This is a genomic window from Shigella sp. FJ200513, from assembly GCF_040495915.1.
GTDB lineage: Bacteria > Pseudomonadota > Gammaproteobacteria > Enterobacterales > Enterobacteriaceae > ECMA0423.
Window position 1 is genome coordinate 103,702 of sequence record NZ_JBDYCV010000001.1, and the last position, 24,927, is coordinate 128,628.

Sequence of the window (24,927 nt, forward strand, 5' to 3'; positions counted from 1 at the left end):
TACAGGGAGCCTGCCTTTCCGGCGTTGTTGTTATGCCCCCAGGTATTTACAGTGTGAGAAAGAATTATTTTGACTTTAGCGGAGCAGTTGAAGAATGACAAAGTATGCATTAGTCGGTGATGTGGGCGGCACCAACGCACGTCTTGCTCTGTGTGATATTGCCAGTGGTGAAATCTCGCAGGCTAAGACCTATTCAGGGCTTGATTACCCCAGCCTCGAAGCGGTCATTCGCGTTTATCTTGAAGAACATAAGGTCGAGGTGAAAGACGGCTGTATTGCCATCGCTTGCCCAATTACCGGTGACTGGGTGGCAATGACCAACCATACCTGGGCGTTCTCAATTGCCGAAATGAAAAAGAATCTCGGTTTTAGCCATCTGGAAATTATTAACGATTTTACCGCTGTATCGATGGCGATCCCGATGCTGAAAAAAGAGCATCTGATTCAGTTTGGTGGCGCAGAACCGGTCGAAGGTAAGCCTATTGCGGTTTACGGTGCCGGAACGGGGCTTGGGGTTGCGCATCTGGTCCATGTCGATAAGCGTTGGGTAAGCTTGCCGGGCGAAGGCGGTCACGTTGATTTTGCGCCGAATAGTGAAGAAGAGGCCATTATCCTCGAAATATTGCGTGCGGAAATTGGTCATGTTTCGGCGGAGCGCGTGCTTTCTGGCCCTGGGCTGGTGAATTTGTATCGCGCAATTGTGAAAGCTGACAACCGCCTGCCAGAAAATCTCAAGCCAAAAGATATTACCGAACGCGCGCTGGCTGACAGCTGCACCGATTGCCGCCGCGCATTGTCGCTGTTTTGCGTCATTATGGGCCGTTTTGGCGGCAATCTGGCGCTCAATCTCGGGACATTTGGCGGCGTGTTTATTGCGGGCGGTATCGTGCCGCGCTTCCTTGAGTTCTTCAAAGCCTCCGGTTTCCGTGCCGCATTTGAAGATAAAGGGCGCTTTAAAGAATATGTCCATGATATTCCGGTGTATCTCATCGTCCATGACTATCCGGGTCTTCTCGGTTCCGGTGCACATTTACGCCAGACCTTAGGTCACATTCTGTAAATCCTTCCTGTTATATCGGGAGGTAACTCTCCCGATAATCTTTTAAATCATACAGTTAATTCAATTTTTCTTTGTGTCCCCTCACAAGGCCGACCTGCGTCACACTTCCGTACAGCGGGATTAATTCTCCAGTAAATGCATTATTTGTCTGGTAACGGCGATTTGTTTTGCACGTTCATAATTTCACTAGTCAACTATCACTGAACGAGGAATTAACGATGAGTAAGAAACTGATTGCCTTATGTGCCTGCCCAATGGGCCTGGCTCACACTTTTATGGCCGCTCAGGTGCTGGAAGAAGCGGCGGTAGAAGCCGGTTATGAAGTGAAAATTGAAACCCAGGGCGCGGACGGCATCCAGAATCGCCTGACGGCGCAGGATATCGCCGAAGCGACCATCATCATCCATTCCGTGGCAGTTACCCCGGAAGATAACGAACGTTTCGAATCACGCGACGTTTATGAAATCACTTTGCAGGACGCAATTAAAAACGCTGCGGGCATCATCAAAGAAATCGAAGAGATGATTGCCTCTGAACAACAGTAATATTCGACAGGGATAATTGTTATGGCCATTAAAAAACGCAGTGCAACCGTTGTGCCTGGCGCATCCGGTGCGGCAGCGGCAGTTAAGAATCCGCAGGCCTCTAAAAGCAGCTTCTGGGGTGAACTCCCGCAGCATGTGATGTCAGGGATTTCACGCATGGTGCCGACCTTAATTATGGGCGGTGTGATCCTCGCTTTCAGCCAGCTGATTGCTTATAGCTGGCTTAAAATTCCTGCTGAGATCGGCATCATGGATGCTCTTAATAGCGGGAAATTCTCCGGTTTCGACCTCTCCTTACTTAAATTTGCCTGGCTGTCGCAGTCCTTCGGCGGCGTGTTGTTTGGTTTTGCCATTCCGATGTTTGCTGCATTTGTGGCGAACTCTATCGGTGGCAAACTGGCGTTCCCGGCTGGTTTTATCGGCGGGTTGATGTCTACCCAGCCGACGCAACTGCTGAACTTCGATCCCAGCACTATGCAATGGGCGACCTCTTCGCCGGTGCCGTCCACCTTCATTGGTGCGCTGATTATTTCTATCGTTGCCGGTTACCTTGTGAAATGGATGAACCAGAAAATCCAGTTACCGGATTTCCTGTTAGCGTTCAAAACCACATTTTTGCTACCGATTCTTTCCGCCATTTTTGTCATGCTGGCGATGTACTACGTCATCACTCCCTTTGGTGGCTGGATCAACGGCGGTATCCGTACTGTGCTGACTGCCGCAGGTGAGAAGGGCGCGCTGATGTACGCAATGGGGATCGCCGCGGCGACAGCAATCGACCTTGGTGGCCCGATCAACAAAGCCGCAGGTTTCGTTGCCTTCAGCTTTACCACTGACCACGTATTACCGGTCACCGCTCGTTCTATCGCTATCGTTATTCCGCCGATTGGTCTGGGTCTGGCGACCATTATTGACCGTCGTTTAACCGGCAAACGCCTGTTCAACGCTCAACTTTATCCGCAGGGTAAGACCGCGATGTTCCTGGCCTTTATGGGGATTAGTGAGGGTGCGATTCCGTTTGCGCTGGAAAGCCCCATCACCGCTATTCCGTCATATATGGTCGGCGCGATTGTCGGCTCAACCGCAGCTGTCTGGCTGGGCGCAGTGCAATGGTTCCCGGAATCCGCTATCTGGGCATGGCCGCTGGTCACTAACTTGGGCGTTTATATGGCGGGGATCGCGCTGGGGGCAATCATTACTGCGCTGATGGTGGTGTTCCTGCGTCTGATGATGTTCCGCAAAGGCAAATTGTTAATCGATAGCCTGTAAGAAGGAAAATCCAGATGACATTACTCGCTTCGCTGCGCAACTGGCTTAAGGTGCAACAACTGGATGCGGTGCTTCTCTCCTCACGGCAGAACAAACAGCCGCATCTGGGGATCTCCACCGGATCAGGCTATGTGGTTATTAGCCGTGAAAGTGCGCACATTCTGGTAGATTCGCGCTATTTCGTTGAGGTGGAAGCCCGTGCGCAAGGCTACCAGCTGCATTTGCTTGACGCAACGAACACGCTTACCACTATCGTCAATCAAATCATTGCCGATGAGCAGTTGCAAACGCTCGGTTTTGAAGGCCAGCAGGTGAGTTGGGAAACCGCGCACCGCTGGAAGTCTGAACTCAATGCGAAACTGGTTAGCGCCACGCCGGATGTGCTGCGGCAAATCAAAACGCCAGAGGAGGTGGAGATAATCCGCCTCGCCTGTGGGATTGCCGATCGCGGAGCGGAGCATATTCGCCGCTTTATTCAGGCGGGGATGAGCGAGCGCGAGATAGCCGCTGAACTGGAGTGGTTTATGCGCCAGCAGGGCGCAGAAAAAGCCTCTTTTGACACCATTGTCGCCAGCGGCTGGCGCGGGGCGCTGCCGCACGGCAAAGCCAGCGACAAGATTGTTGCAGCGGGCGAGTTTGTCACTCTCGATTTTGGTGCGCTGTATCAGGGCTACTGCTGATATGACGCGCACCTTGCTGGTGAATGGCGAAGGGGTGAGCGCCGAATCTCACCCGCTGTTTGACGTCTATCAGATTGTCCTGCAGGCACAGCTCGCGGCAATCTCTGCAATTCGCCCCGGCGTGCGCTGCCAGCAGATTGACGACGCCGCGCGCCGGGTCATTACCGAGGCTGGATTTGGCGACTATTTCGGTCATAACACTGGTCACGCTATCGGCATTGAAGTCCATGAAGATCCGCGTTTTTCACCGCGGGACACCACGACGCTACAGCCAGGCATGTTGCTGACCGTGGAGCCGGGGATTTATTTGCTAGGGCAAGGGGGCGTGCGCATCGAAGATGTTGTGCTGGTTACCCCGCAAGGCGCAGAAGTGCTCTACGCCATGCCGAAAACAGTGTTGCTCACGGGAGAGGCATAATGGATTTATCGCTATTAAAAGCGTTGAGCGAGGCAGATGCGATCGCCTCCTCGGAACAGGAAGTGCGGCAGATCCTGCTGGAAGAAGCGGCTCGCCTGCAAAAAGAAGTGCGATTTGATGGTCTGGGATCGGTGCTGATCCGCCTCAATGAATCGACAGGTCCGAAGGTGATGATCTGCGCCCATATGGACGAAGTGGGATTTATGGTGCGCAGCATCTCCCGCGAAGGCGCTATTGACGTGCTGCCGGTTGGCAACGTGCGCATGGCTGCCCGCCAGCTGCAGCCGGTGCGCATCACCACCCGTGAAGAGTGCAAAATTCCAGGCCTGCTTGACGGCGACCGGCAGGGGAATGACGTTAGCGCCATGCGCGTGGACATTGGCGCGCGCACCTATGACGAAGTGATGCAGGCGGGAATTCGTCCAGGCGATCGCGTCACCTTCGATACCACTTTTCAGGTCCTCCCTCACCAGCGGGTGATGGGCAAAGCCTTTGATGATCGCCTCAGTTGCTATCTGCTGGTGACGTTACTACGTGAGCTGCACGACGCCGAACTGCCTGCGGAAGTGTGGCTGGTGGCAAGTTCCAGCGAAGAGGTGGGATTACGCGGCGGGCAAACTGCTACCCGCGCGGTGTCGCCGGACGTCGCCATTGTGCTTGATACCGCCTGCTGGGCGAAAAACTTTGATTATGGCGCGGCTAACCATCGTCAGATTGGTAACGGGCCGATGCTGGTGTTAAGCGATAAATCGCTGATTGCGCCGCCAAAACTTACCGCGTGGATTGAAACCGTGGCGGCAGAAATTGGCGTTCCGTTGCAGGCGGATATGTTCAGTAACGGCGGCACGGACGGTGGAGCGGTGCACTTAACCGGTACTGGCGTACCCACATTGGTAATGGGGCCTGCCACCCGCCACGGACATTGCGCGGCATCGATTGCCGATTGCCGCGACATTTTGCAGATGGAGCAACTTTTATCTGCCCTTATTCAACGTCTTACGCGTGAGACGGTTGTTCAACTGACGGATTTCAGATGATCTCCTGATTAACCCGGAGCGGTTATGTTAACGATTCAATTTCTCTGTCCTTTGCCTAACGGTCTACATGCTCGTCCGGCGTGGGAACTTAAAGAACAGTGCAGCCAGTGGCAAAGCGAAATCACCTTTATCAACCATCGCCAGAACGCAAAGGCTGATGCTAAAAGCTCGCTGGCGTTGATTGGAACTGGCACCTTATTTAATGACAGTTGCAGCCTGAACATTAGCGGCAGCGATGAAGAGCAGGCGCGGCGCGTGCTGGAAGAGTACATCCTGGTGCGCTTTATCGACAGCGACAGCGTTCAGCCGACGCAGGCAGAACTGACGGCGCATCCGCTGCCGCGTTCATTAAGCCGCCTTAACCCGGATTTACTGTACGGCAATGTGCTGGCAAGCGGCGTCGGCGTGGGTACGCTGACCCTGTTACAAAGCGACAGCCTCGACAGTTATCGGGCAATCCCCGCCAGTGCGCAAGATTCCACCCGGCTGGAGCACAGCCTGGCAACGCTTGCCGAGCAACTGAATCAGCAATTGCGTGAGCGTGACGGCGAAAGCAAAACTATCCTCAGCGCTCATTTGTCGCTGATTCAGGATGATGAATTTGCAGGCAATATCCGTCGCCTGATGACAGAACAGCATCAGGGACTGGGGGCGGCGATCATCAGCAATATGGAGCAGGTTTGCGCCAAACTATCTGCTTCTGCCAGCGATTATCTGCGCGAGCGGGTCAGCGACATTCGCGATATCAGCGAACAGTTGCTGCATATCACCTGGCCGGAACTGAAGCCGCGCAACAATCTGGTGCTGGAAAAACCGACCATTCTGGTGGCTGAAGATTTAACCCCAAGCCAGTTTTTGAGCCTTGATTTGAAAAATCTTGCGGGTATGATTCTGGAGAAAACCGGGCGCACCTCGCATACACTGATTCTGGCCCGTGCCTCGGCGATCCCGGTACTGAGTGGCTTGCCGCTGGATGCGATTGCCCGTTATGCCGGGCAACCTGCAGTGCTTGACGCCCAGTGCGGCGTGCTGGCGATTAACCCGAATGACGCGGTGAGCGGTTATTATCAGGTCGCGCAGACGCTGGCGGATAAACGCCAAAAACAACAGGCGCAGGCTGCCGCGCAGCTGGCCTATTCCCGTGATAACAAGCGTATTGATATTGCGGCGAATATCGGCACCGCTCTGGAAGCGCCAGGCGCGTTTGCCAACGGCGCGGAAGGTGTCGGGCTGTTCCGTACCGAAATGCTCTATATGGATCGCGACAGCGCGCCGGACGAGCAGGAGCAATTTGAAGCCTACCAGCAGGTGCTACTGGCGGCGGGCGACAAGCCGATTATCTTCCGCACGATGGACATCGGCGGCGATAAAAGCATTCCTTATCTGAATATTCCCCAGGAAGAGAACCCGTTCCTCGGCTATCGCGCGGTACGTATTTACCCGGAATTTGCTGGCCTGTTCCGCACTCAACTGCGGGCCATTTTGCGCGCCGCCAGTTTCGGCAACGCCCAGTTGATGATCCCGATGGTTCACAGCCTCGATCAGATCTTATGGGTGAAAGGCGAGATCCAAAAAGCGATCGTTGAGCTTAAGCGCGATGGCCTGCGTCATGCAGAGACGATTACGCTTGGGATCATGGTGGAAGTGCCGTCGGTGTGCTACATCATCGACCACTTCTGCGATGAGGTCGATTTCTTCAGTATCGGCTCCAACGATATGACCCAGTATCTGTATGCGGTCGATCGTAATAACCCGCGCGTATCGCCGCTATATAACCCGATTACGCCATCGTTCCTGCGCATGTTGCAGCAAATAGTTACCACTGCGCATCAGCGGGGCAAATGGGTAGGCATTTGCGGTGAACTGGGCGGTGAAAGCCGTTATCTGCCGCTACTGCTTGGGCTGGGCCTGGATGAGCTGAGTATGAGTAGCCCGCGTATTCCGGCGGTGAAAAGCCAGCTTCGTCAACTGGATAGCGAGGCGTGTCGGGAACTGGCGCGTCAGGCATGTGAATGCCGCAGTGCGCAGGAAATTGAAGCGTTACTCACCGCCTTTACGCCGGAAGAAGACGTTCGCCCACTGCTGGCGCTGGAGAATATCTTTGTTGATCAGGATTTTAGCAATAAAGAGCAGGCGATCCAGTTCCTGTGCGGCAACCTCGGCGTTAACGGGCGCACTGAACATCCGTTTGAGCTGGAAGAAGATGTCTGGCAGCGGGAAGAGATTGTTACCACCGGCGTTGGTTTTGGCGTAGCGATCCCGCACACCAAATCTCAGTGGATCCGTCATTCCAGTATCAGCATTGCCCGGCTGGCGAAACCGGTTGACTGGCAGTCAGAAATGGGCGAAGTCGAACTGGTGATCATGCTGACGCTGGGTGCTAACGAAGGGATGAATCATGTGAAAGTCTTCTCGCAGCTGGCGCGTAAACTGGTGAATAAAAACTTCCGCCAGTCGTTGTTTGCCGCGCAAGATGCACAAAGTATCCTGACGCTGCTGGAAACAGAATTAACCTTCTGACGTTAGCCCTGAAAACGGGCGCTGTACTCTCCCGGCGTCAGACTAAACTGACGCCGGAAAACGCGACAAAAATAGTCGCTATCCGGAAAACCGCAACGCTGTGCCACTTCATGAATTGACAGATGATATTTCTGCAAAATCATCCTCGCCTTCGCCATTCGCACCCAACGCACATACTCGATAAAACGCATCGTTCCATGCTGAGCAAACAGTTTTGACAGATGATTGGGCGTGATATTAAAAAACTGCGCCACGCTCTCGCGGGTGAGCGGCTGGGCATAATTATCCTAAACCCAGTTACAAATGCTGTGATAGAGAAAATCGCCGCGCGGTTGTGAATTACCCGGCGGCATATTCACCACGTTGCGGCAAAGATGCAGCAAACTTAACACCAGTGGCTGAATGATATTCTGCTCCAGCGGCGAACGGCTAAGATGGGTGAGGGCGGTAAGCATCGCTTCACCTTCACCGCGTTGCAGGCTGGGAAGCTGGGTCTGGCGAGCAGGATGCAACAACGACGTGGTGCGGCTATCGTAAAACGATAACCCAAGCCAGGTCGGTGCGAACACCAGGCTTAACAGCATCACCGGTTTGTTGTTGATCGGTAAATTAGCCGCGCGTGCCGGAATAAACAGCATTTCTCCTTCCACCATTCGCTGCTGCTTTGCTTCCAGCAGGTTGCCGTATTCGCCGCGCAGCACGATATCCAGACGGGGAAAATCAATACATAAACTGCCCACCGGTAACGAGGCAGGCTGGCTGGCAAACCAGACGCGCCCCAGTAGTTGCGGGTTAAGCACTAGGCCGCTGAACAGATCGGCGAAAAATTGTTGATCGGCGGGCAAGCCTGGTGCTTTCATGAAAGTTCCCGATTAAAGATGCATTAACTGGCGAAATTCTTTCACTTTGCTGCGGCTGACCGGCACTTCAAAATCCAGATCTTTCAGTCGCAGAATGTAGGTGTTATTAAACCACGGTTCGATTTCGCGTATTTTGTTCAGATTGACACAAAATGAGCGATGGCAGCGGAAAAAATGCGACGGCGGCAGTTTGCTGCAAAATTCGGTAATGTTCATCGGCATTACGTAGGATTCACGCCGCGTATAGACAAAGGTCATTTTCTCGTGCGCTTCGGCGTAATAGATATCGTTAATTGGCGTGACGATTATTCGCTCATCTTTCACCAGATTAATGGTGTCATTCTCACGCGTTACCGTCGCGGCAGGCGTACTGCTGGTCTGCTGTTGTTGCCAGGCCGCTTCCAGTTTTTGCAGCATCCCGGTAATACGTGACTCCTGATACGGTTTGAGAATGTAGTCAAACGCCTCCAGTTCAAACGCTTCTACCGCATGTTCTTTCCACGCGGTGATGAACACAATAAACGGTTTATGGGCGAACTGGCTGATGTTTTGCGCCAGCAACACGCCATCCAGCGACGGAATATTGATATCCAGAAAAATGGCGTCGACGCGGTTATGCTGCAAAAACTTCAACACGTCCAGACCGTCGTCAAAGGTGCCGACAATCTCCATCTGGCTGTGCTCTTTAATTAGCCAGCTCAGTTCCTGTTGTGCCAGGAATTCGTCTTCAACAATGATGACTTTCACAATATCACTCCGGCTCAAAGCAATAACGTAGCCTGTGAGGCGACTGGGGTGCGTTGGTTAGGAATGTAAAACGCAATTTCCGTCCCCGGCTCCAGGCGGCGGATATGCAGCCCCTCGCCATACAATAACTTCACGCGATGATGGACATTCAGCAGGCCAATTTTATTGCCCGGCATTTCATTCGCTTCGACCCGCTCAATCACCTTTGGAACGATGCCGTGCCCGGTATCTCGCACCGCAATGCGTACCCGATTTCCGCACTCTGCAACGCTGATGGTGACAACGCCTTTACCTTTGCAAGGCTGAATACCGTGGACAATGGCGTTCTCCACCAACGGCTGGATCAGCAGGCTGGGAATGCAGCAATTCACCTCTTCATCAATATCATAGATAACCGTCAGCTTGTCGCCAAAGCGGGCCTGCTCAATGGCAATATAGTCTTTAATTTGATACAGCTCTTTTTTGATATCGATTTGCTCATCGTCTTTTAATTCAATGTTATAGCGCAGATAACGCGACAGATTAAAGATCAACTGGCGAGCGGTATCCGGATTCAGACGGATTGACGATGAAATAGCGTTCAGAGCGTTAAACAGAAAATGGGGATTAATTTTGCTTTGCAGGGCGCGAATCTCTGCCTTATTTGCCATTTCACGTAGCTGCTCGGCGCGTGAAACCTCCAGTTGCGTGGAGATGATTTGCGACAGACCGACCGCCATTTCCTGTAATGACGAGGTGATCTGATGCGCGTGGCAGTAGTAAATTTTCAGCGTTCCGGTCACGACCCCTTTCTCCCACAATGGGATCACCAGCATGGAATGAATCTCTGGTGTGCGGTGGGCTTCATCATTGTTTTTAATGATGATTTTTCCGTAATTCATCGCCTGACGGGTAGTCGGGCTAATGAAGTCATCGCCATTCTGATAGTTATGTTCACCCACGCCAACATAGGCCAGCACATGATCGGTATTAGTAATCGCCACCGCATCGGCGTGAATGTCATCGCGGATAATTTCGCAGACCTTGCGTAATGACTCGCTATTGACATGGCGAAACAGCGGTAGCGTTTTGTTGGCGATATCCAGCGCCAGCGCTGTGCTTTGGGGATTTTCAGGTTTATCCAGCCTGATATACAACCCGCCAGAATGCTGGTGATAAAGCAGGGGATCGCCGTCACGCCGCCGATATCAATTAAATACCGGTGAATACCCGCAATCACGCCGGTAATGATGCCTACCCACGGGCCAAACAGAATCCCGCCGGACATCACCGCGATAATACGTACGTTCACCAGCGAGCCTTCTACGGGAACGCCGGACCAGGTGCTGAACAGGGCGAACAGCGAGAAAATGGCGGTAACGGCGAGCAATTCTTTTGGGGAGTGCGCCGACTTGTGCAACAGTTCGCGAAACAGGCGGATACGGATGAGAAAGAACAGGCAGATAAGCATTAACGCTGCCCGATCGAAGACCGCCAGCAGCATGTTGAATATTTCGTGCACGGGTGACTCTGAATAAGGATTAAACCTCTATGATAGGTAACCTGAAGGCTGATGACCAGCAGGCCGTTTTTAAGGAAAAACCATAAATTTAAAAGGGGATTGAAAGATAAATGGTGTATTAGCAATGTATCTCTTGATAATGCACTTCTGGCTGGTAAATTTATTGAAATTATAATGTTAATAAAATTGGTGGTGATTTTCTTGTTAGCGTAGAAAAATTTCCTGTTTTTGAAGTGGAGTTCCTCATTTAAATCCATTGATAAAAATGTTCTAAAACGCTGGACAGACAGAAATTAATCAGGCTATTTTCAAAACAGCCACCATTGTGGCAGCGTCGCTCGGACGGTCCGGGCGCTAACGTTAATCTGAGGAAATTATGGCTGACACTCGCCCTGAACGTCGCTTTACGCGCATTGATCGTCTCCCGCCCTACGTTTTTAACATCACCGCTGAACTGAAAATGGCTGCGCGTCGGCGCGGCGAAGATATTATCGATTTCAGCATGGGTAACCCGGACGGTGCGACTCCGCCGCATATCGTCGAAAAATTATGTACTGTGGCCCAGCGCCCGGACACGCATGGTTACTCCACTTCACGCGGCATTCCGCGGTTACGTCGCGCCATTTCCCGCTGGTATCAGGATCGCTACGACGTTGAAATCGACCCGGAATCAGAAGCCATCGTCACTATTGGTTCGAAAGAGGGCCTGGCGCATCTGATGCTGGCGACGCTGGATCATGGTGACACGGTGCTGGTGCCGAATCCAAGTTACCCGATCCATATTTATGGCGCGGTGATTGCCGGGGCGCAGGTACGCTCAGTGCCGCTGGTGGAAGGTGTCGATTTCTTCAACGAACTGGAGCGCGCCATTCGTGAAAGTTATCCGAAACCGAAGATGATGATCCTCGGCTTCCCGTCGAACCCAACCGCGCAATGCGTGGAACTGGAGTTCTTCGAAAAGGTTGTGGCGCTGGCGAAATGCTACGATGTGCTGGTGGTCCATGACCTGGCCTATGCCGATATCGTCTACGATGGCTGGAAAGCGCCGTCAATTATGCAGGTGCCGGGTGCACGCGATGTGGCGGTCGAGTTCTTTACGCTGTCGAAAAGCTACAACATGGCGGGCTGGCGTATCGGCTTTATGGTCGGCAACAAAACGCTGGTCAGTGCCCTGGCGCGAATCAAAAGCTATCACGATTACGGCACTTTTACGCCGTTGCAGGTGGCGGCGATTGCGGCACTCGAGGGCGATCAACAGTGCGTGCGCGACATTGCCGAACAGTACAAACGCCGTCGTGATGTATTGGTTAAAGGGCTGCATGAAGCGGGCTGGATGGTCGAAATGCCGAAGGCTTCGATGTATGTCTGGGCGAAAATCCCGGAACCATATGCGGCCATGGGATCGCTGGAATTTGCCAAGAAGCTCCTTAACGAAGCGAAGGTTTGTGTCTCGCCGGGGATTGGCTTTGGCGACTATGGTGATACGCATGTTCGCTTTGCACTGATTGAAAACCACGACCGTATTCGTCAGGCCATCAGAGGGATTAAAGCGATGTTCCGTGCCGACGGTTTACTACCCGTCAGCAGCAAACATATTCACGAAAACGCGGAATAAACACCGTCGTCAGAAATGCAAACAGGAGCCTGATGGCTCCTGTTTTTCATTGCACAGTTTGCTTTTAGATCATCAGGGCAAAAGTACCGGCCCAAACGATGACCATAAAAGAAATGCCCATAAAGAAATATTTCACTTTACATCTCTCCGCGTAATTACTGTTACGCCTGAATGACTTCATTACACCTGATACAGTGAGTTGACACCGGGCAAAGCGACCTTAAAAGCCCTGTATTTTACCGTGGGCATCACCCCAGAATTCTGAGCTAAACTGCTCGAGACGGCGCTAATGTACGCCTAAAACTGAAACGAGACAAGAGGCATTTTCTTATTTACTTTTAGTAACTTACAAGTGTCTCATATCGGCGACAGTTTAATTTCTGACGGTAATAATTAGATATTCAGCGAAGGAAAAAACTTAAGAAAAAAGCTATAAAAATCATGAGGTTATTATGGCCGATTTGAGGAGGGAAAGAGTAAGAGCAGTTTGTTAAATGTACAACGACGATTCTCCCACCGGGCGCGTTTTAAAGCGACGGTGGATCCAGAGGTACTGCTCCGGTGCGCGCATGATCTCTTTCTCGATAATCTTGTTCATATAAGCAGCGGCTTGATTTTCATCTGTCGGGTAGCCTTCCATCTCTGGGGTGATGAACAAACGATATCCGCTGTAATCCGCTTTTCTTACCATCGTTACGGTCAACATGGCTGCGCCAGAGAGACGGGAGAGAACATAGGTGCCATTGGTTGTGGCGACATTTTCCACCGCAAAGAACGGCGCGAAGGAGCTGCCTTTACGACCATAATCCTGATCGGGAGCAAACCATACCGCTTCACCTTTCTTCAGTGCACCGACAATGCCGCGCAGATTATTTCTGCCGATCATCGCTTTGTTAGAGCGCATGCGCCCACGGGTCTGCACCCATTCCATCAGCTGATTATTATGTGGACGATAGGTAGCCATCATTGGTTGGCACAGTCCCATCACGCGGCCGCCCAGTTCCAGCGACATAAAATGGACGCCGACAACCATTACGCCGCGATTTTGCATTTGTGCGCGTTTAAGGTTATCCAACCCTTCAACATCAAACCATTTACGTACGCGACTGTCGGGCCAGAACCATGCCATGCCGGTTTCTACCAGCGCCATGCCGAGTGAACGAAAGTTTTCGGCAATCATCTTCTCGCGTTCTTCCGCAGAATGCTGCGGGAAACAAAGTTCCAGGTTTTTACGGGCGATAGATTCACGACGTTTCAGGAATGGTCGCGCCATTGCGCCAATACGCGTGCCGAGAAAGCAGAGAACAGGATAAGGAAGCTGTACCCAAAGCCAGAGTACACCAAGCCCAAACCATGTGAGCCAGTAGCGAGGATGTAGAAACTCGCGGGAAAATTTGCATTGTGGAAACATAGTTACCTTCTGTAGATACGAATTGTTGTATCGCAGAAGATTCCATGTCGACAGCGGTACACTCAATTGGTTGGGCCATCATGTACGACAATGGTTCCTGTAAAGAGTGTAAAGACTAGTCAGGACATAACCACGAGGAGCATGAATGCGGTGGCTCTACTTTATCACTGGCTGACTGCTTTCAGCTACTGATTATTAATCGTGCAAAGTAAAAAATTTTCCGCACGCAATAGCGTTGCATTTAACGTGCTGTTTTCATTGATGCTTAGCAAAAATTGCCAGAGGTTAAGGATTGTCTTACTATTAAAGTGACTGAAGTTACAGGTTTTTTAGCGCGGCAGGAGGTTGAGCTATGATTTATTTATGGATGTTTCTCGCCCTGTGTATTGTCTGCGTAAGCGGCTACATCGGTCAGGTACTGAACGTGGTATCGGCGGTCTCTTCTTTCTTCGGCATGGTGATCCTCGCTGCACTCATTTATTACTTCACCATGTGGTTAACTGGCGGTAATGAACTGGTGACGGGGATATTTATGTTTCTTGCCCCGGCTTGTGGCTTGATGATTCGCTTTATGGTGGGGTATGGCAGGCGATAGTGGGTCAGGATGGCTCATTTGGGCAGGTGTTCACATCAGCATCAGACATGATTGTTCACCTGCCATGTGACAGACGCTATCGCACAGGATGAATAAGATAATTCGCCTTTGTCGGATAAGTAGGCGTGATTTCTTCTGTGAGGTTTAATGGTGGCACATCTTCTCTCATCTTAAACAAAATCGCCTGTGATGGCTGAAGTTTTGTAGAGTGTGTGGTCGTCATCGCTGATGTTTTTTCAGTCTCTTTATAGCTCCTCTCACTTACACCACCAGAAATGGAAAATGCAAAAACATTGCATGCCATAATAGAGACCAATAAAAATAAGCTGAAAAGTATTAAGTTTACTTTCATAGAAAGTTATCCTGAAAATGGTTCACTGAGAACCATACGATGTTATGGCTGTATTTACATATAATTAATCAATATTTACATCAATATAATAAATGACATCTCTTTGTGGTATATAAGAATAGTTCTCTGCGACAGGAGGCATATTCCTACAACTGTAAGACTAAATGCCGCTTTGCGATAATAACTACAATTGTAAGATAACCCTTTCAAAATGACCGTTGCTCTCTGATTTCTCATTTCATGCTCACCCAATATGATGGCGGCGTTTTCTAAAACTGTTAAAGAATGAGGTAAGTATGAAACGTTTAATTATGGCTACGATGGTCACAGCAATTCTGGCATCTTCAACTGTATGGGCTGCTGATAATGCACCGGTAGCGGCACAACAGCAAACTCAGCAAACCCAGAAAACGGCAGCAGCAGAGCGTATCTCTGAACAAGGTTTATATGCGATGCGTGACGTGCAGGTAGCGCGCCTGGCTCTGTTTCATGGCGATCCGGAAAAGGCAAAAGAACTGACCAATGAAGCTTCCGCTTTGCTGTCAGATGACAGTACCGAATGGGCAAAGTTCGCTAAGCCAGGTAAAAAGACCAATCTCAATGATGACCAATATATTGTCATTAATGCATCTGTCGGAATTTCTGAGAGTTATGTAGCAACACCCGAAAAAGAAGCCGCGATAAAAATTGCCAATGAAAAAATGGCGAAAGGGGATAAAAAGGGCGCAATGGAAGAGCTTCGCCTGGCCGGTGTTGGCGTAATGGAAAACCAATATCTGATGCCGCTTAAACAGACTCGTAATGCACTTGCTGATGCGCAGAAACTGCTTGATAAAAAGCAATACTACGAGGCAAACCTGGCGCTTAAAGGTGCGGAAGATGGAATCATCGTCGATAGCGAAGCACTGTTTGTGAACTAATGCTGACAGGCAGTATATTGAGGTAAAGGATTTAACTCCCTCCAGCCGACAATTTTTTATGACCACAATACGACAGGTTGTGGTCATAAAATTATTTGGCGCTCGCGGTTCTATAAACACGCATTTTATTTTCCTCAAAGTAAACCGCAATAATCCCGTGTCATCACAAATCATTTATTATGTTATGCTTTATGGTACGCTTTAAAAAGCGTAATCATACTCTTACTTGTAAATCACCGGCGCTTCTTACAGTTGTAAGAATAACATCACAAATGTCGCGACTCTCTCTGATTACCACGAATTAATATTTATCATATTCTTCTTTTCGTCCTCACTACTTACCATGCAGAAAGGAATTGGAAGTGGCGATAAAATAATTTTCAGTACTTGATACAGGAATTTAAAAATATCGAGTGCCGCTACGAAGATATTTTGCAGATTATTTATAGAGGGCGTTATGCCTTAAATAAACGCTAAATTAACACATATTTAATTAACTAATAGGTATTGCTATGTCAACTCCACTTCAAGGAATTAAAGTTCTCGATTTCACCGGTGTGCAATCTGGCCCATCTTGTACTCAAATGCTGGCCTGGTTTGGCGCTGACGTTATTAAAATTGAACGTCCCGGCGTTGGTGACGTAACGCGTCACCAACTGCGAGATATTCCTGATATCGATGCGCTTTACTTCACCATGCTTAACAGTAACAAACGTTCTATTGAGTTAAATACCAAAACAGCGGAAGGCAAAGAGGTAATGGAAAAGCTGATCCGCGAAGCTGATATCTTAGTCGAGAACTTTCATCCAGGGGCCATTGATCACATGGGCTTCACCTGGGAGCATATTCAAGAAATCAATCCACGTCTGATTTTTGGTTCGATCAAAGGGTTTGATGAGTGTTCGCCTTATGTGAATGTAAAAGCCTATGAAAACGTTGCTCAGGCAGCGGGTGGCGCGGCATCCACTACGGGTTTTTGGGATGGTCCGCCGCTGGTAAGCGCTGCAGCGTTGGGTGACAGCAACACCGGAATGCATTTGCTGATCGGTTTACTTGCTGCTTTGCTGCATCGCGAAAAAACGGGGCGTGGGCAACGAGTCACCATGTCAATGCAGGATGCCGTATTGAACCTTTGCCGCGTGAAATTACGTGACCAGCAGCGTCTCGATAAATTGGGTTATCTGGAAGAATACCCGCAGTATCCGAATGGTACATTTGGTGATGCAGTTCCCCGCGGTGGTAATGCAGGTGGTGGCGGTCAGCCTGGCTGGATCCTGAAATGTAAAGGCTGGGAAACCGATCCTAACGCCTATATTTATTTCACTATTCAGGAGCAAAACTGGGAAAACACCTGTAAAGCCATCGGCAAACCAGAATGGATTACCGATCCGGCATACAGTACAGCCCATGCCCGACAGCCACATATTTTCGATATTTTTGCTGAAATCGAAAAATACACTGTCACTATTGATAAACATGAAGCGGTGGCCTATTTGACTCAGTTTGATATTCCTTGTGCACCGGTTTTAAGTATGAAAGAAATTTCACTTGATCCCTCTTTGCGCCAAAGTGGCAGTGTTGTTGAAGTGGAACAACCGTTGCGTGGAAAATATCTGACCGTTGGTTGTCCAATGAAATTCTCTGCCTTTACGCCGGATATTAAAGCTGCGCCGCTATTAGGTGAACATACCGCTGCTGTATTGCAGGAGCTGGGTTATAGCGACGATGAAATTGCTGCAATGAAGCAAAACCACGCCATCTGATATTAACGGGGGCTTCTGGCTCCCAATTTATAAAAATTTCGAGGTTATTAATCATGTCAGATCAACTTCAAATGACAGATGGTATGCATATCATCGTTGAAGCATTAAAACAGAATAATATTGACACTATTTATGGTGTTGTAGGTATTCCTGTGACGGATATGGCACGCCATGCCCAGGCGGAAGGCATTCGTTATATTGGTTTTCGTCATGAGCAGTCGGCAGGCTATGCCGCTGCGGCAAGCGGTTTTCTTACCCAAAAACCGGGGATCTGCCTGACAGTTTCTGCGCCAGGATTCCTCAATGGTTTGACCGCATTGGCCAACGCAACGGTAAATGGTTTTCCGATTATCATGATTAGCGGCTCCAGCGACCGCGCGATCGTCGACCTACAGCAAGGTGATTATGAAGAGCTGGACCAAATGAATGCGGCAAAACCGTATGCCAAAGCAGCATTTCGCGTTAATCAGCCGCAGGATCTTGGCATTGCATTGGCACGCGCTATCCGGGTCTCTGTATCGGGTCGCCCTGGCGGAGTTTATCTTGATTTGCCAGCAAATGTCCTGGCCGCGACGATGGAAAAAGACGAAGCGTTAACCACGATTGTTAAAGTTGAAAATCCGTCGCCAGCATTATTGCCATGCCCGAAGTCAGTCACTAGCGCAATTTCGCTTTTAGCAAAAGCTGAACGGCCATTAATTATCCTTGGCAAAGGCGCGGCGTATTCACAAGCTGATGAACAGCTTCGTGAATTTATTGAAAGTGCTCAGATTCCATTCCTGCCAATGTCTATGGCGAAAGGGATCCTTGAAGATACGCATCCACTTTCTGCGGCAGCTGCGCGTTCGTTTGCCCTGGCAAATGCTGACGTTGTCATGCTTGTTGGTGCACGACTGAATTGGTTATTGGCACACGGTAAAAAAGGATGGGCGGCAGATACACAGTTTATTCAACTGGATATTGAACCGCAGGAAATTGACAGCAACCGCCCCATTGCTGTGCCAGTCGTTGGTGATATTGCATCCAGTATGCAAGGTATGCTGGCAGAACTGAAACAAAACACATTTACGACTCCACTGGTATGGCGCGATATTTTAAATATCCACAAGCAGCAAAATGCACAAAAAATGCATGAAAAATTAAGTACAGATACTCAACCATTAAATTACTTTAATGCATTAAGTGCTGTGCGCGACGTATTGCGCGAGAACCAGGATATTTATTTAGTTAATGAAGGTGCAAATACCCTGGATAATGCACGAAATATTATTGATATGTATAAACCACGTCGTCGTCTGGATTGTGGTACCTGGGGTGTCATGGGCATCGGTATGGGCTATGCCATCGGTGCTAGCGTGACTTCTGGTTCTCCGGTTGTCGCCATTGAAGGTGATAGTGCTTTTGGTTTCAGTGGGATGGAAATTGAAACGATTTGTCGATATAACCTGCCGGTGACGATCGTTATTTTTAATAATGGCGGCATCTACAGAGGAGACGGTGTTGATCTCAGTGGCGCTGGTGCACCATCACCAACGGATCTGTTGCACCATGCAAGGTATGACAAATTAATGGATGCGTTTCGTGGCGTTGGCTATAACGTCACCACGACAGATGAACTTCGTCATGCTTTAACCACCGGTATTCAGTCGCGCAAACCGACCATTATTAATGTGGTTATCGACCCTGCAGCAGGAACTGAAAGTGGCCATATTACCAAACTTAACCCAAAACAAGTCGCTGGTAATTAAATACTGACATCGTCTCCTCTTGCCAACTCATTATGCGATGGTGAGGGGACCCTTATCGGAAATACTATTATGCTAACATTTTTTATTGGCGATTTATTGCCTATTATCGTAATCATGCTGTTGGGTTATTTTAGCGGCAGACGAGAAACTTTTTCAGAAGATCAAGCCCGCGCATTTAATAAACTGGTATTAAACTACGCTCTTCCTGCGGCTCTATTTGTTTCTATTACCCGGGCAAACAGGGAAATGATTTTTGCGGACACTCGTCTGACCCTTGTATCACTTGTGGTTATTGTCGGATGTTTCTTTTTCTCCTGGTTTGGTTGCTACAAATTTTTTAAACGTACCCATGCAGAAGCAGCTGTATGTGCATTAATTGCGGGTTCACCTACCATTGGATTCCTGGGGTTTGCAGTTCTCGATCCTATTTATGGTGATTCCGTATCAACAGGTTTAGTGGTAGCAATTATTTCTATTATTGTTAACGCAATTACTATTCCTATTGGTCTGTATTTGCTGAATCCTTCCTCAGGAGCGGATGGTAAGAAGAATAGTAATCTGAGCGCATTAATTTCTGCGGCAAAGGAGCCAGTAGTATGGGCACCTGTTCTGGCAACGATCCTGGTGCTGGTTGGGGTAAAAATTCCGGCAGCATGGGACCCAACCTTTAATCTGATTGCGAAGGCTAACTCAGGGGTAGCGGTATTCGCTGCGGGGTTGACTCTGGCTGCACATAAATTCGAGTTCAGTGCCGAAATTGCTTATAACACCTTCCTGAAGTTGATTCTGATGCCACTGGCGCTGCTTCTCGTTGGTATGGCATGTCATTTGAACAGCGAACATTTGCAGATGATGGTACTGGCAGGCGCATTACCGCCGGCATTCTCCGGAATCATTATTGCCAGCCGGTTTAATGTCTACACCCGTACTGGTACAGCGTCATTGGCTGTGAGCGTACTGGGCTTTGTCGTCACGGCTCCCTTGTGGATTTATGTCAGTCGACTGGTTTCATAATTAATCATGTTATTGATTTTACATAAATGCCGAAGTGTCTTTTCACCTTCGGCTTTTTTCAAGGCATAAGCAAATGACAAATAATGAAAGCAAAGGGCCGTTTGAAGGCTTATTAGTTATCGATATGACACATGTCCTTAATGGACCTTTCGGAACTCAACTTCTTTATAATATGGGCGCAAGGGTAATTAAAGTTGAGCCACCAGGTCATGGTGATGATACCCGCACATTTGGTCCCTATGTGGATGGACAGTCACTCTATTACAGTTTTATTAATCATGGCAAAGAGAGTGTGGTTCTTGATTTAAAGAATGATCACGATAAAAGTATATTTATAAATATGCTCAAACAAGCTGATGTATTAGCTGAGAATTTTCGCCTAGGTACAATGGAAAAACTGGGGTTTTCATGGGAAAGGTTACAAGAAATCAACCCGCGCCTCATATATGCTTCATCGTCAGGTTTCGGACATACCGGTCCGCTAAAAGATGCTCCTGCCTACGATACCATCATTCAGGCAATGAGTGGGATAATGATGGAAACAGGGTACCCTGATGCTCCGCCAGTGCGTGTTGGTACCTCTCTTGCGGATCTATGCGGCGGTGTCTATTTATTCAGCGGAATAGTGAGTGCACTTTATGGCCGCGAAAAGAGCCAGAGAGGGGCGCATGTCGATATAGCGATGTTTGATGCCACGCTGAGTTTTCTGGAGCATGGTCTGATGGCATATATTGCGACAGGGAAGTCACCACAACGCCTGGGAAATCGCCATCCCTACATGGCACCTTTTGATGTTTTCGATACTCAGGATAAGCCGATTACGATTTGTTGTGGTAATGACAAGCTTTTTTCTGCGTTATGCCAGGCACTGGAGCTTACGGAACTGGTTAATGATCCCCGATTTAGCAGCAATATTTTACGCGTACAAAACCAGGCTATTCTTAAACAATATATTGAGCGAACGTTAAAAACGCAGGCAGCTGAAGTTTGGTTAGCCAAAATACATGAAGTTGGTGTGCCCGTCGCGCCGTTATTAAGTGTGGCTGAGGCCATTAATTTGCCACAAACTCAGGCGAGAAATATGTTGATTGAAGCCGGAGGAATAATGATGCCGGGTAATCCGATAAAAATCAGCGGCTGCGCGGACCCGCATGTTATGCCGGGAGCGGCAACGCTCGACCAGCATGGGGAACAAATTCGCCAGGAGTTCTCATCATAAATGTAAGATGTGCTGGTAAATAGCTCCCACATTAGAACATTGTGGGAGCCGCAATTTAGTCATTTTTCTGACAGAAAACAGCAATCTCCTGGTCCAGCTCTGCAATGTGTTCTTTAACAGAGTTCAGCAGCTGAAGAATTTCAGGCTTACTGTCATCTGAAGCAGGTGTTATTTCTAACTGATGGCTAATATTAATCAACTTTTGCAAATTCAGGATGTTAGCCGCACCGTGGATGCGATGAATACACTGATGGAAAGTTCTGTTATCGCCAGCTTCTAGTGCATGAAACGCAGCGGGTAGATCTTTATGCGTTTCATGCTGGAAAGTCATGAGAATCTCCTGCATCAGTTGTAGATCATTCGCCGTATTATTTTTCAGGGCTTCGATATCAAGGTGGCGATACTGAGGTGCAATATGCGCAACCTGGTGTAACTGACTTAAATGTGTTTTCAGTACATCCAGGGTCAACGGTTTGAACAAACATAAGTTCATGCCGCAACTTAACCCTTTTTCACGTTCGTTAGCCTGTGCGTTGGCTGTAAGCCCCCAGATGGGTAAGGAAGAATTTTGCTCACGGAGTTTGCGAGTCAACTCAAAACCATCCATATTCGGCATATTAACGTCAGTAATAAGCAGATCATAATGTTGCATACTGACTTTGTGTAGCGCTTGCACACCATCAGTGGCTTCATCAACATCATATCCTAATAGATTTAGCTGGCGTTTGAGTAATAGCCTGTTGGTCGGATGATCATCCGCGATTAATATGCTCAACTTTTCAGGTAGTGTGATGGGTTGTTCTGCTTTTGCCTCGACAGTCGCCACTTGCTGGCTAATTTCTACCGGGATTGTGATCGTAAATGTTGTTCCTATGCCTGGATGACTTTCTAATGATAAATCGCCCTGCATATTTTTAATTAATTCTTTGCAGATCATTAAGCCTAAACCAGAACCTGTTTGCTGACGACCTGCACTTGTTTGGCTGTAGCGCTTAAACAGTTGTTGTTGTTCTTCCTGCGATAATCCACTTCCAGAATCCATAATCGTCATTTTGATAACAGCGTGGTTGTCATCAATGTGACCCAGGGAGGTCGTAATTTTTACTGCCCCCTCGGTGGTAAATTTGAGAGCATTACTCAGTAAATTTGATAAGACCTGCTTAAACGCCTGAGGGTCGATCTTAACCAGGTAATGATCAGGAAATGTACTGCTGCAACTTAATGCGATCGATTTGCTTGCAGCAATCGCACCGAAAGAGTGACAAGTGTTCTGGACTAAAGTAGGGATATCGACCCATTGTGGTTGAAGTTGATAGTTACCCGATTCAATTTTGTCGACATCAAGGATTTCACCAATTAAGCCGAGGAGTGATTGTCCGGTGGCGTAGGCAAGTGAAATCGCCTCCACCCGTTGCTCCTTGCTAAGACCAGAACCCGACAGAAGTTCCAGGAAGCCCATAATAGAGCTTATTGGTGTTCTTATTTCGTGACTCATCGTTGCCAGAAACTGACTTTTTGCTACGGTAGCCTTTATCGCTTTATTTTTTTCTACCTCGAGTGCATTAATTAGATCACGCGTTTCAGTAATATCTTGCCAACCACAAATATATACTGCATTGTCACTTGCAGGAAGATTGCATAATGTATGCCAGTGATTAATGCATCTTTTCTCGATGCCATTATCAATTTCAAATACCTGTGTGTATATTGTTCGATTTTCTTTCGTTTCTGCTGTGACTTCATGCGCATTAGAAAAAACATCTTTAAAGGGTGAATCACTGTTTTCTAATGGTAACATTGCATTTTTGTAGTAATCCGCAGTGAAATAATGTTCAAAAGCACTATTATGACTAATGACATTACCTTGCCAGTTTACAACATAAGTTGGATTCGGTAAGGAATCCGAGAGTGCTTTTCGGAATGATATTTGGTTTTCTAAATCACCCTGAATGACTTTACGACGACGAACTGAGCGTAACAGGTAGAATCCCCATAAAAGGCTACTGCCAACTAATAAAACGGATAATGTCGTAACAATATAAAATTGCTCGCTATATAGGTCCCATGTGTCAATGGTCACATTGGGCATTTTAATCCATTTTTCCGTCAGGCGCAGAACTTCGCTTGGGGGAATTGCATTCAGTGCTTTATTAATAATATCCTTAAGTTCCGGTTCTCCGCGAGGAAAAGCGAACGAAAGCGATGCATTCGGAACGCCAGGAATAAGAAAATGATAAAGTTCATTAGGATAGTAATGATCGATCATGTAACGCGAATTTAGCTGTGTCGCGACCAGAGCATCAAGTTCACCTTCCTTAATCTTGTGAAATGCAGCGCTGGCATTATCGACCTGTATCCATTCAACCTCCGGATACATCTCTTTTAATTGCGAATGCAGCTCATAATAATATGGAATGGCAACTTTCATTCCTTTTTTTAATGTTTGTTCACTGTCAGGCGCTTTTTGCATGACAAAAACGTAAGGCGTTGTTATGAAGGCTTCAGCAAATAAAACATTATTTTCTCGATCTTCACTATAAATAGCGCCAGGTATTATATCCCATCCTCCGGGGCTAAGTTGTGTTCCAGCATGGATATTGTGTGAAACGGTGATCGGAGAAAAATTTAAACCTGTTTGCAAGGTAATAATATTAAGAATGTCCCCCATAACGCCCCGAACCGAGCCATTTTCATCCGTCATAGAATAGGGGGGCGAGTAAGGATTTTCCAGCACCTTTAAATTGGGATGCTGCTTAATCCACTGTTTTTCATGTTCAGTGAGTTCTAATGGTTTGTTCAGAAAGGCCAGGTTTCCTGTATCAAGCCAATTTTGTGATACTTCATAGCGAACTTCATTTGTTAAAGCATCAACAAATCTATTGAGTACTTCATTAAGAATGACAGATTCTTTTCTGGTCAAGAAAAAATTATATTGACGCGGCGAGTTATAATATTTCACTACATTTAAGGAGTGAGTGAAATAGCGGGAAATCATACTGCTGGTAATGATGTTACTACCAATAAAGTAATCATTGTGCCCAGCTGAGACGGATGCTAATGCCTGATATAAATTTGTAAAAGAGATAATTGTTGCTTTTGGAAATGATTGATGAATTACCTCGTCTGGGGGGTAATTTGCTACCCGAGCAATATTTACTGGTTTTGGTGAGGTAAGCGGTCGCATTGAGTCGTGAAGGGTGGTTACCAGCGCCGGAAAGGTAATTATCAATGGTTTGGTTGCAGCAATGTCATTATTAAGAGGCGGCGAAGTAACTAAATGTGATAACACTATATCGACTTCACCTTCTGCAAGCGCGTCCATTGCTTTTTGATGATCTGCGTATTCCCGGAGTGTTAATTTGATATTTAACGCTCTTTTTAAAAGATTTAAATAATCAGCATTAATACCACGAACCTGTTGCTGCGAATCGGTATGCAACAAGGTAGCCGTTTGGGACTTGTGTACTGCAATCACAAGATTTTTTTTGCTCGCTAACCAACGTAATTCCTTGTTGCTCAGACGTACTGGATCAAGTGTGACACGGTTGTTACTACTGATGCCACGATATTCGATGTAATCTTCGTCTGCGAAACTTATGGTCGACCAAAGACCACAACAGAGAAGAAAAAAATAGGGTAAAAACTTCATGTGA

Annotated in this window: 19 protein-coding genes and 2 pseudogenes; 14 read left to right on the forward strand and 7 right to left on the reverse strand. The window is 48.2% G+C overall.

Annotated features, from left to right (window positions below; translation table 11 throughout):
- The first annotated feature begins 94 nt into the window (after positions 1 to 94).
- The 7 genes from glk to ptsP all read left to right on the forward strand — a co-directional run bounded on the left by glk (position 95) and on the right by ptsP (position 7,529).
- Positions 95 to 1,060 carry a glucokinase gene (gene glk, locus ABZJ92_RS00525; RefSeq protein ID WP_000170347.1) on the forward strand — a complete coding sequence of 322 codons (966 nt, stop codon included), beginning with the start codon at positions 95 to 97 and terminating at the stop codon, positions 1,058 to 1,060.
- A gap of 218 nt (positions 1,061 to 1,278) precedes the next feature.
- Positions 1,279 to 1,605 (forward strand): PTS fructose transporter subunit IIB, encoded by a 327-nt coding sequence (locus tag ABZJ92_RS00530; protein WP_005047083.1) that lies wholly within the window; start codon positions 1,279 to 1,281, stop codon positions 1,603 to 1,605.
- Positions 1,606 to 1,626: 21 nt separating this feature from the next.
- Positions 1,627 to 2,874, forward strand: coding sequence for a PTS fructose transporter subunit IIC (locus ABZJ92_RS00535; protein WP_000985333.1), 1,248 nt, complete (start codon positions 1,627 to 1,629; stop codon positions 2,872 to 2,874).
- Between the two features lie 14 nt (positions 2,875 to 2,888).
- On the forward strand, positions 2,889 to 3,554 hold the full coding sequence (gene ypdF, locus ABZJ92_RS00540; protein ID WP_005047078.1) for an aminopeptidase: 666 nt from the start codon (positions 2,889 to 2,891) through the stop codon (positions 3,552 to 3,554).
- Positions 3,529 to 3,972, forward strand: a complete 444-nt coding sequence (locus ABZJ92_RS00550) for a M24 family metallopeptidase (RefSeq protein WP_234426314.1) — start codon at positions 3,529 to 3,531, stop codon at positions 3,970 to 3,972. The genes ypdF and ABZJ92_RS00550 overlap by 26 nt, the downstream gene beginning before the upstream one ends.
- Positions 3,972 to 5,009, forward strand: coding sequence for an aminopeptidase (gene ypdE / locus ABZJ92_RS00555; RefSeq protein WP_000366006.1), 1,038 nt, complete (start codon positions 3,972 to 3,974; stop codon positions 5,007 to 5,009). Before ABZJ92_RS00550 ends, ypdE begins: the two co-directional genes overlap by 1 nt.
- Before the next feature lie 24 nt (positions 5,010 to 5,033).
- Positions 5,034 to 7,529, forward strand: a complete 2,496-nt coding sequence (ptsP, locus tag ABZJ92_RS00560) for a phosphoenolpyruvate--protein phosphotransferase (protein WP_000955858.1) — start codon at positions 5,034 to 5,036, stop codon at positions 7,527 to 7,529.
- Between the two features lie 2 nt (positions 7,530 to 7,531).
- Here the strand turns inward: ptsP and ABZJ92_RS00565 are convergent.
- The 3 genes and pseudogenes from ABZJ92_RS00565 to ABZJ92_RS00575 form a co-directional block, all read right to left on the reverse strand.
- Positions 7,532 to 8,389 (reverse strand): annotated as a pseudogene (locus ABZJ92_RS00565) (AraC family transcriptional regulator).
- A 12-nt stretch (positions 8,390 to 8,401) separates the two neighbouring features.
- Positions 8,402 to 9,136, reverse strand: a complete 735-nt coding sequence (ypdB, locus tag ABZJ92_RS00570) for a two-component system response regulator YpdB (protein WP_001295458.1) — start codon at positions 9,134 to 9,136, stop codon at positions 8,402 to 8,404.
- Between the two features lie 14 nt (positions 9,137 to 9,150).
- Positions 9,151 to 10,637 (reverse strand): annotated as a pseudogene (locus tag ABZJ92_RS00575) (LytS/YhcK type 5TM receptor domain-containing protein).
- Between the two features lie 376 nt (positions 10,638 to 11,013).
- Between ABZJ92_RS00575 and alaC the strand changes: the two are divergent.
- Positions 11,014 to 12,252 (forward strand): alanine transaminase, encoded by a 1,239-nt coding sequence (gene alaC, locus ABZJ92_RS00580; protein WP_000785918.1) that lies wholly within the window; start codon positions 11,014 to 11,016, stop codon positions 12,250 to 12,252.
- Positions 12,253 to 12,316: 64 nt separating this feature from the next.
- On the opposite strand, the gene ypdK is transcribed toward alaC, so the two are convergent.
- Together ypdK and lpxP are read right to left on the reverse strand one after the other, a co-directional pair.
- The gene (ypdK, locus tag ABZJ92_RS00585; protein WP_010723117.1) at positions 12,317 to 12,388 is read right to left on the reverse strand and encodes a membrane protein YpdK; all 72 of its coding nucleotides are present in this window, start codon (positions 12,386 to 12,388) and stop codon (positions 12,317 to 12,319) included.
- A gap of 354 nt (positions 12,389 to 12,742) precedes the next feature.
- Entirely contained in the window at positions 12,743 to 13,663 is a 921-nt protein-coding gene (lpxP, locus tag ABZJ92_RS00590) for a kdo(2)-lipid IV(A) palmitoleoyltransferase (protein WP_000484404.1), read from the reverse strand.
- A gap of 352 nt (positions 13,664 to 14,015) precedes the next feature.
- On the opposite strand from lpxP, the gene ABZJ92_RS00595 reads away from it, so the two are divergent.
- A complete protein-coding gene (locus tag ABZJ92_RS00595; protein ID WP_000639883.1) occupies positions 14,016 to 14,258 on the forward strand; it encodes a YfdY family protein in 243 nt (80 codons plus the stop codon).
- Positions 14,259 to 14,334: 76 nt separating this feature from the next.
- Here the strand turns inward: ABZJ92_RS00595 and ypdI are convergent, their stop codons facing one another.
- Positions 14,335 to 14,610 carry a colanic acid biosynthesis lipoprotein YpdI gene (gene ypdI, locus ABZJ92_RS00600; protein WP_000867638.1) on the reverse strand — a complete coding sequence of 92 codons (276 nt, stop codon included), beginning with the start codon at positions 14,608 to 14,610 and terminating at the stop codon, positions 14,335 to 14,337.
- 296 nt (positions 14,611 to 14,906) lie between these two features.
- On the opposite strand from ypdI, the gene ABZJ92_RS00605 reads away from it, so the two are divergent.
- The 5 genes from ABZJ92_RS00605 to yfdE all read left to right on the forward strand — a co-directional run bounded on the left by ABZJ92_RS00605 (position 14,907) and on the right by yfdE (position 21,274).
- The gene (locus ABZJ92_RS00605) at positions 14,907 to 15,530 is read left to right on the forward strand and encodes a YfdX family protein (RefSeq protein ID WP_000825597.1); all 624 of its coding nucleotides are present in this window, start codon (positions 14,907 to 14,909) and stop codon (positions 15,528 to 15,530) included.
- A gap of 512 nt (positions 15,531 to 16,042) precedes the next feature.
- Positions 16,043 to 17,293, forward strand: coding sequence for a formyl-CoA transferase (gene frc / locus ABZJ92_RS00610; protein WP_000106759.1), 1,251 nt, complete (start codon positions 16,043 to 16,045; stop codon positions 17,291 to 17,293).
- Between the two features lie 53 nt (positions 17,294 to 17,346).
- A complete protein-coding gene (gene oxc, locus ABZJ92_RS00615) occupies positions 17,347 to 19,041 on the forward strand; it encodes an oxalyl-CoA decarboxylase (RefSeq protein WP_001283471.1) in 1,695 nt (564 codons plus the stop codon).
- 69 nt (positions 19,042 to 19,110) lie between these two features.
- Entirely contained in the window at positions 19,111 to 20,055 is a 945-nt protein-coding gene (yfdV, locus tag ABZJ92_RS00620; protein WP_000955028.1) for a transporter YfdV, read from the forward strand.
- Between the two features lie 73 nt (positions 20,056 to 20,128).
- Positions 20,129 to 21,274, forward strand: a complete 1,146-nt coding sequence (yfdE, locus tag ABZJ92_RS00625) for a CoA:oxalate CoA-transferase (RefSeq protein WP_005047065.1) — start codon at positions 20,129 to 20,131, stop codon at positions 21,272 to 21,274.
- A 55-nt stretch (positions 21,275 to 21,329) separates the two neighbouring features.
- Here the strand turns inward: yfdE and evgS are convergent, their stop codons facing one another.
- A complete protein-coding gene (gene evgS, locus ABZJ92_RS00630; protein ID WP_011069458.1) occupies positions 21,330 to 24,923 on the reverse strand; it encodes an acid-sensing system histidine kinase EvgS in 3,594 nt (1,197 codons plus the stop codon).
- Between the last annotated feature and the right edge of the window lie 4 nt (positions 24,924 to 24,927).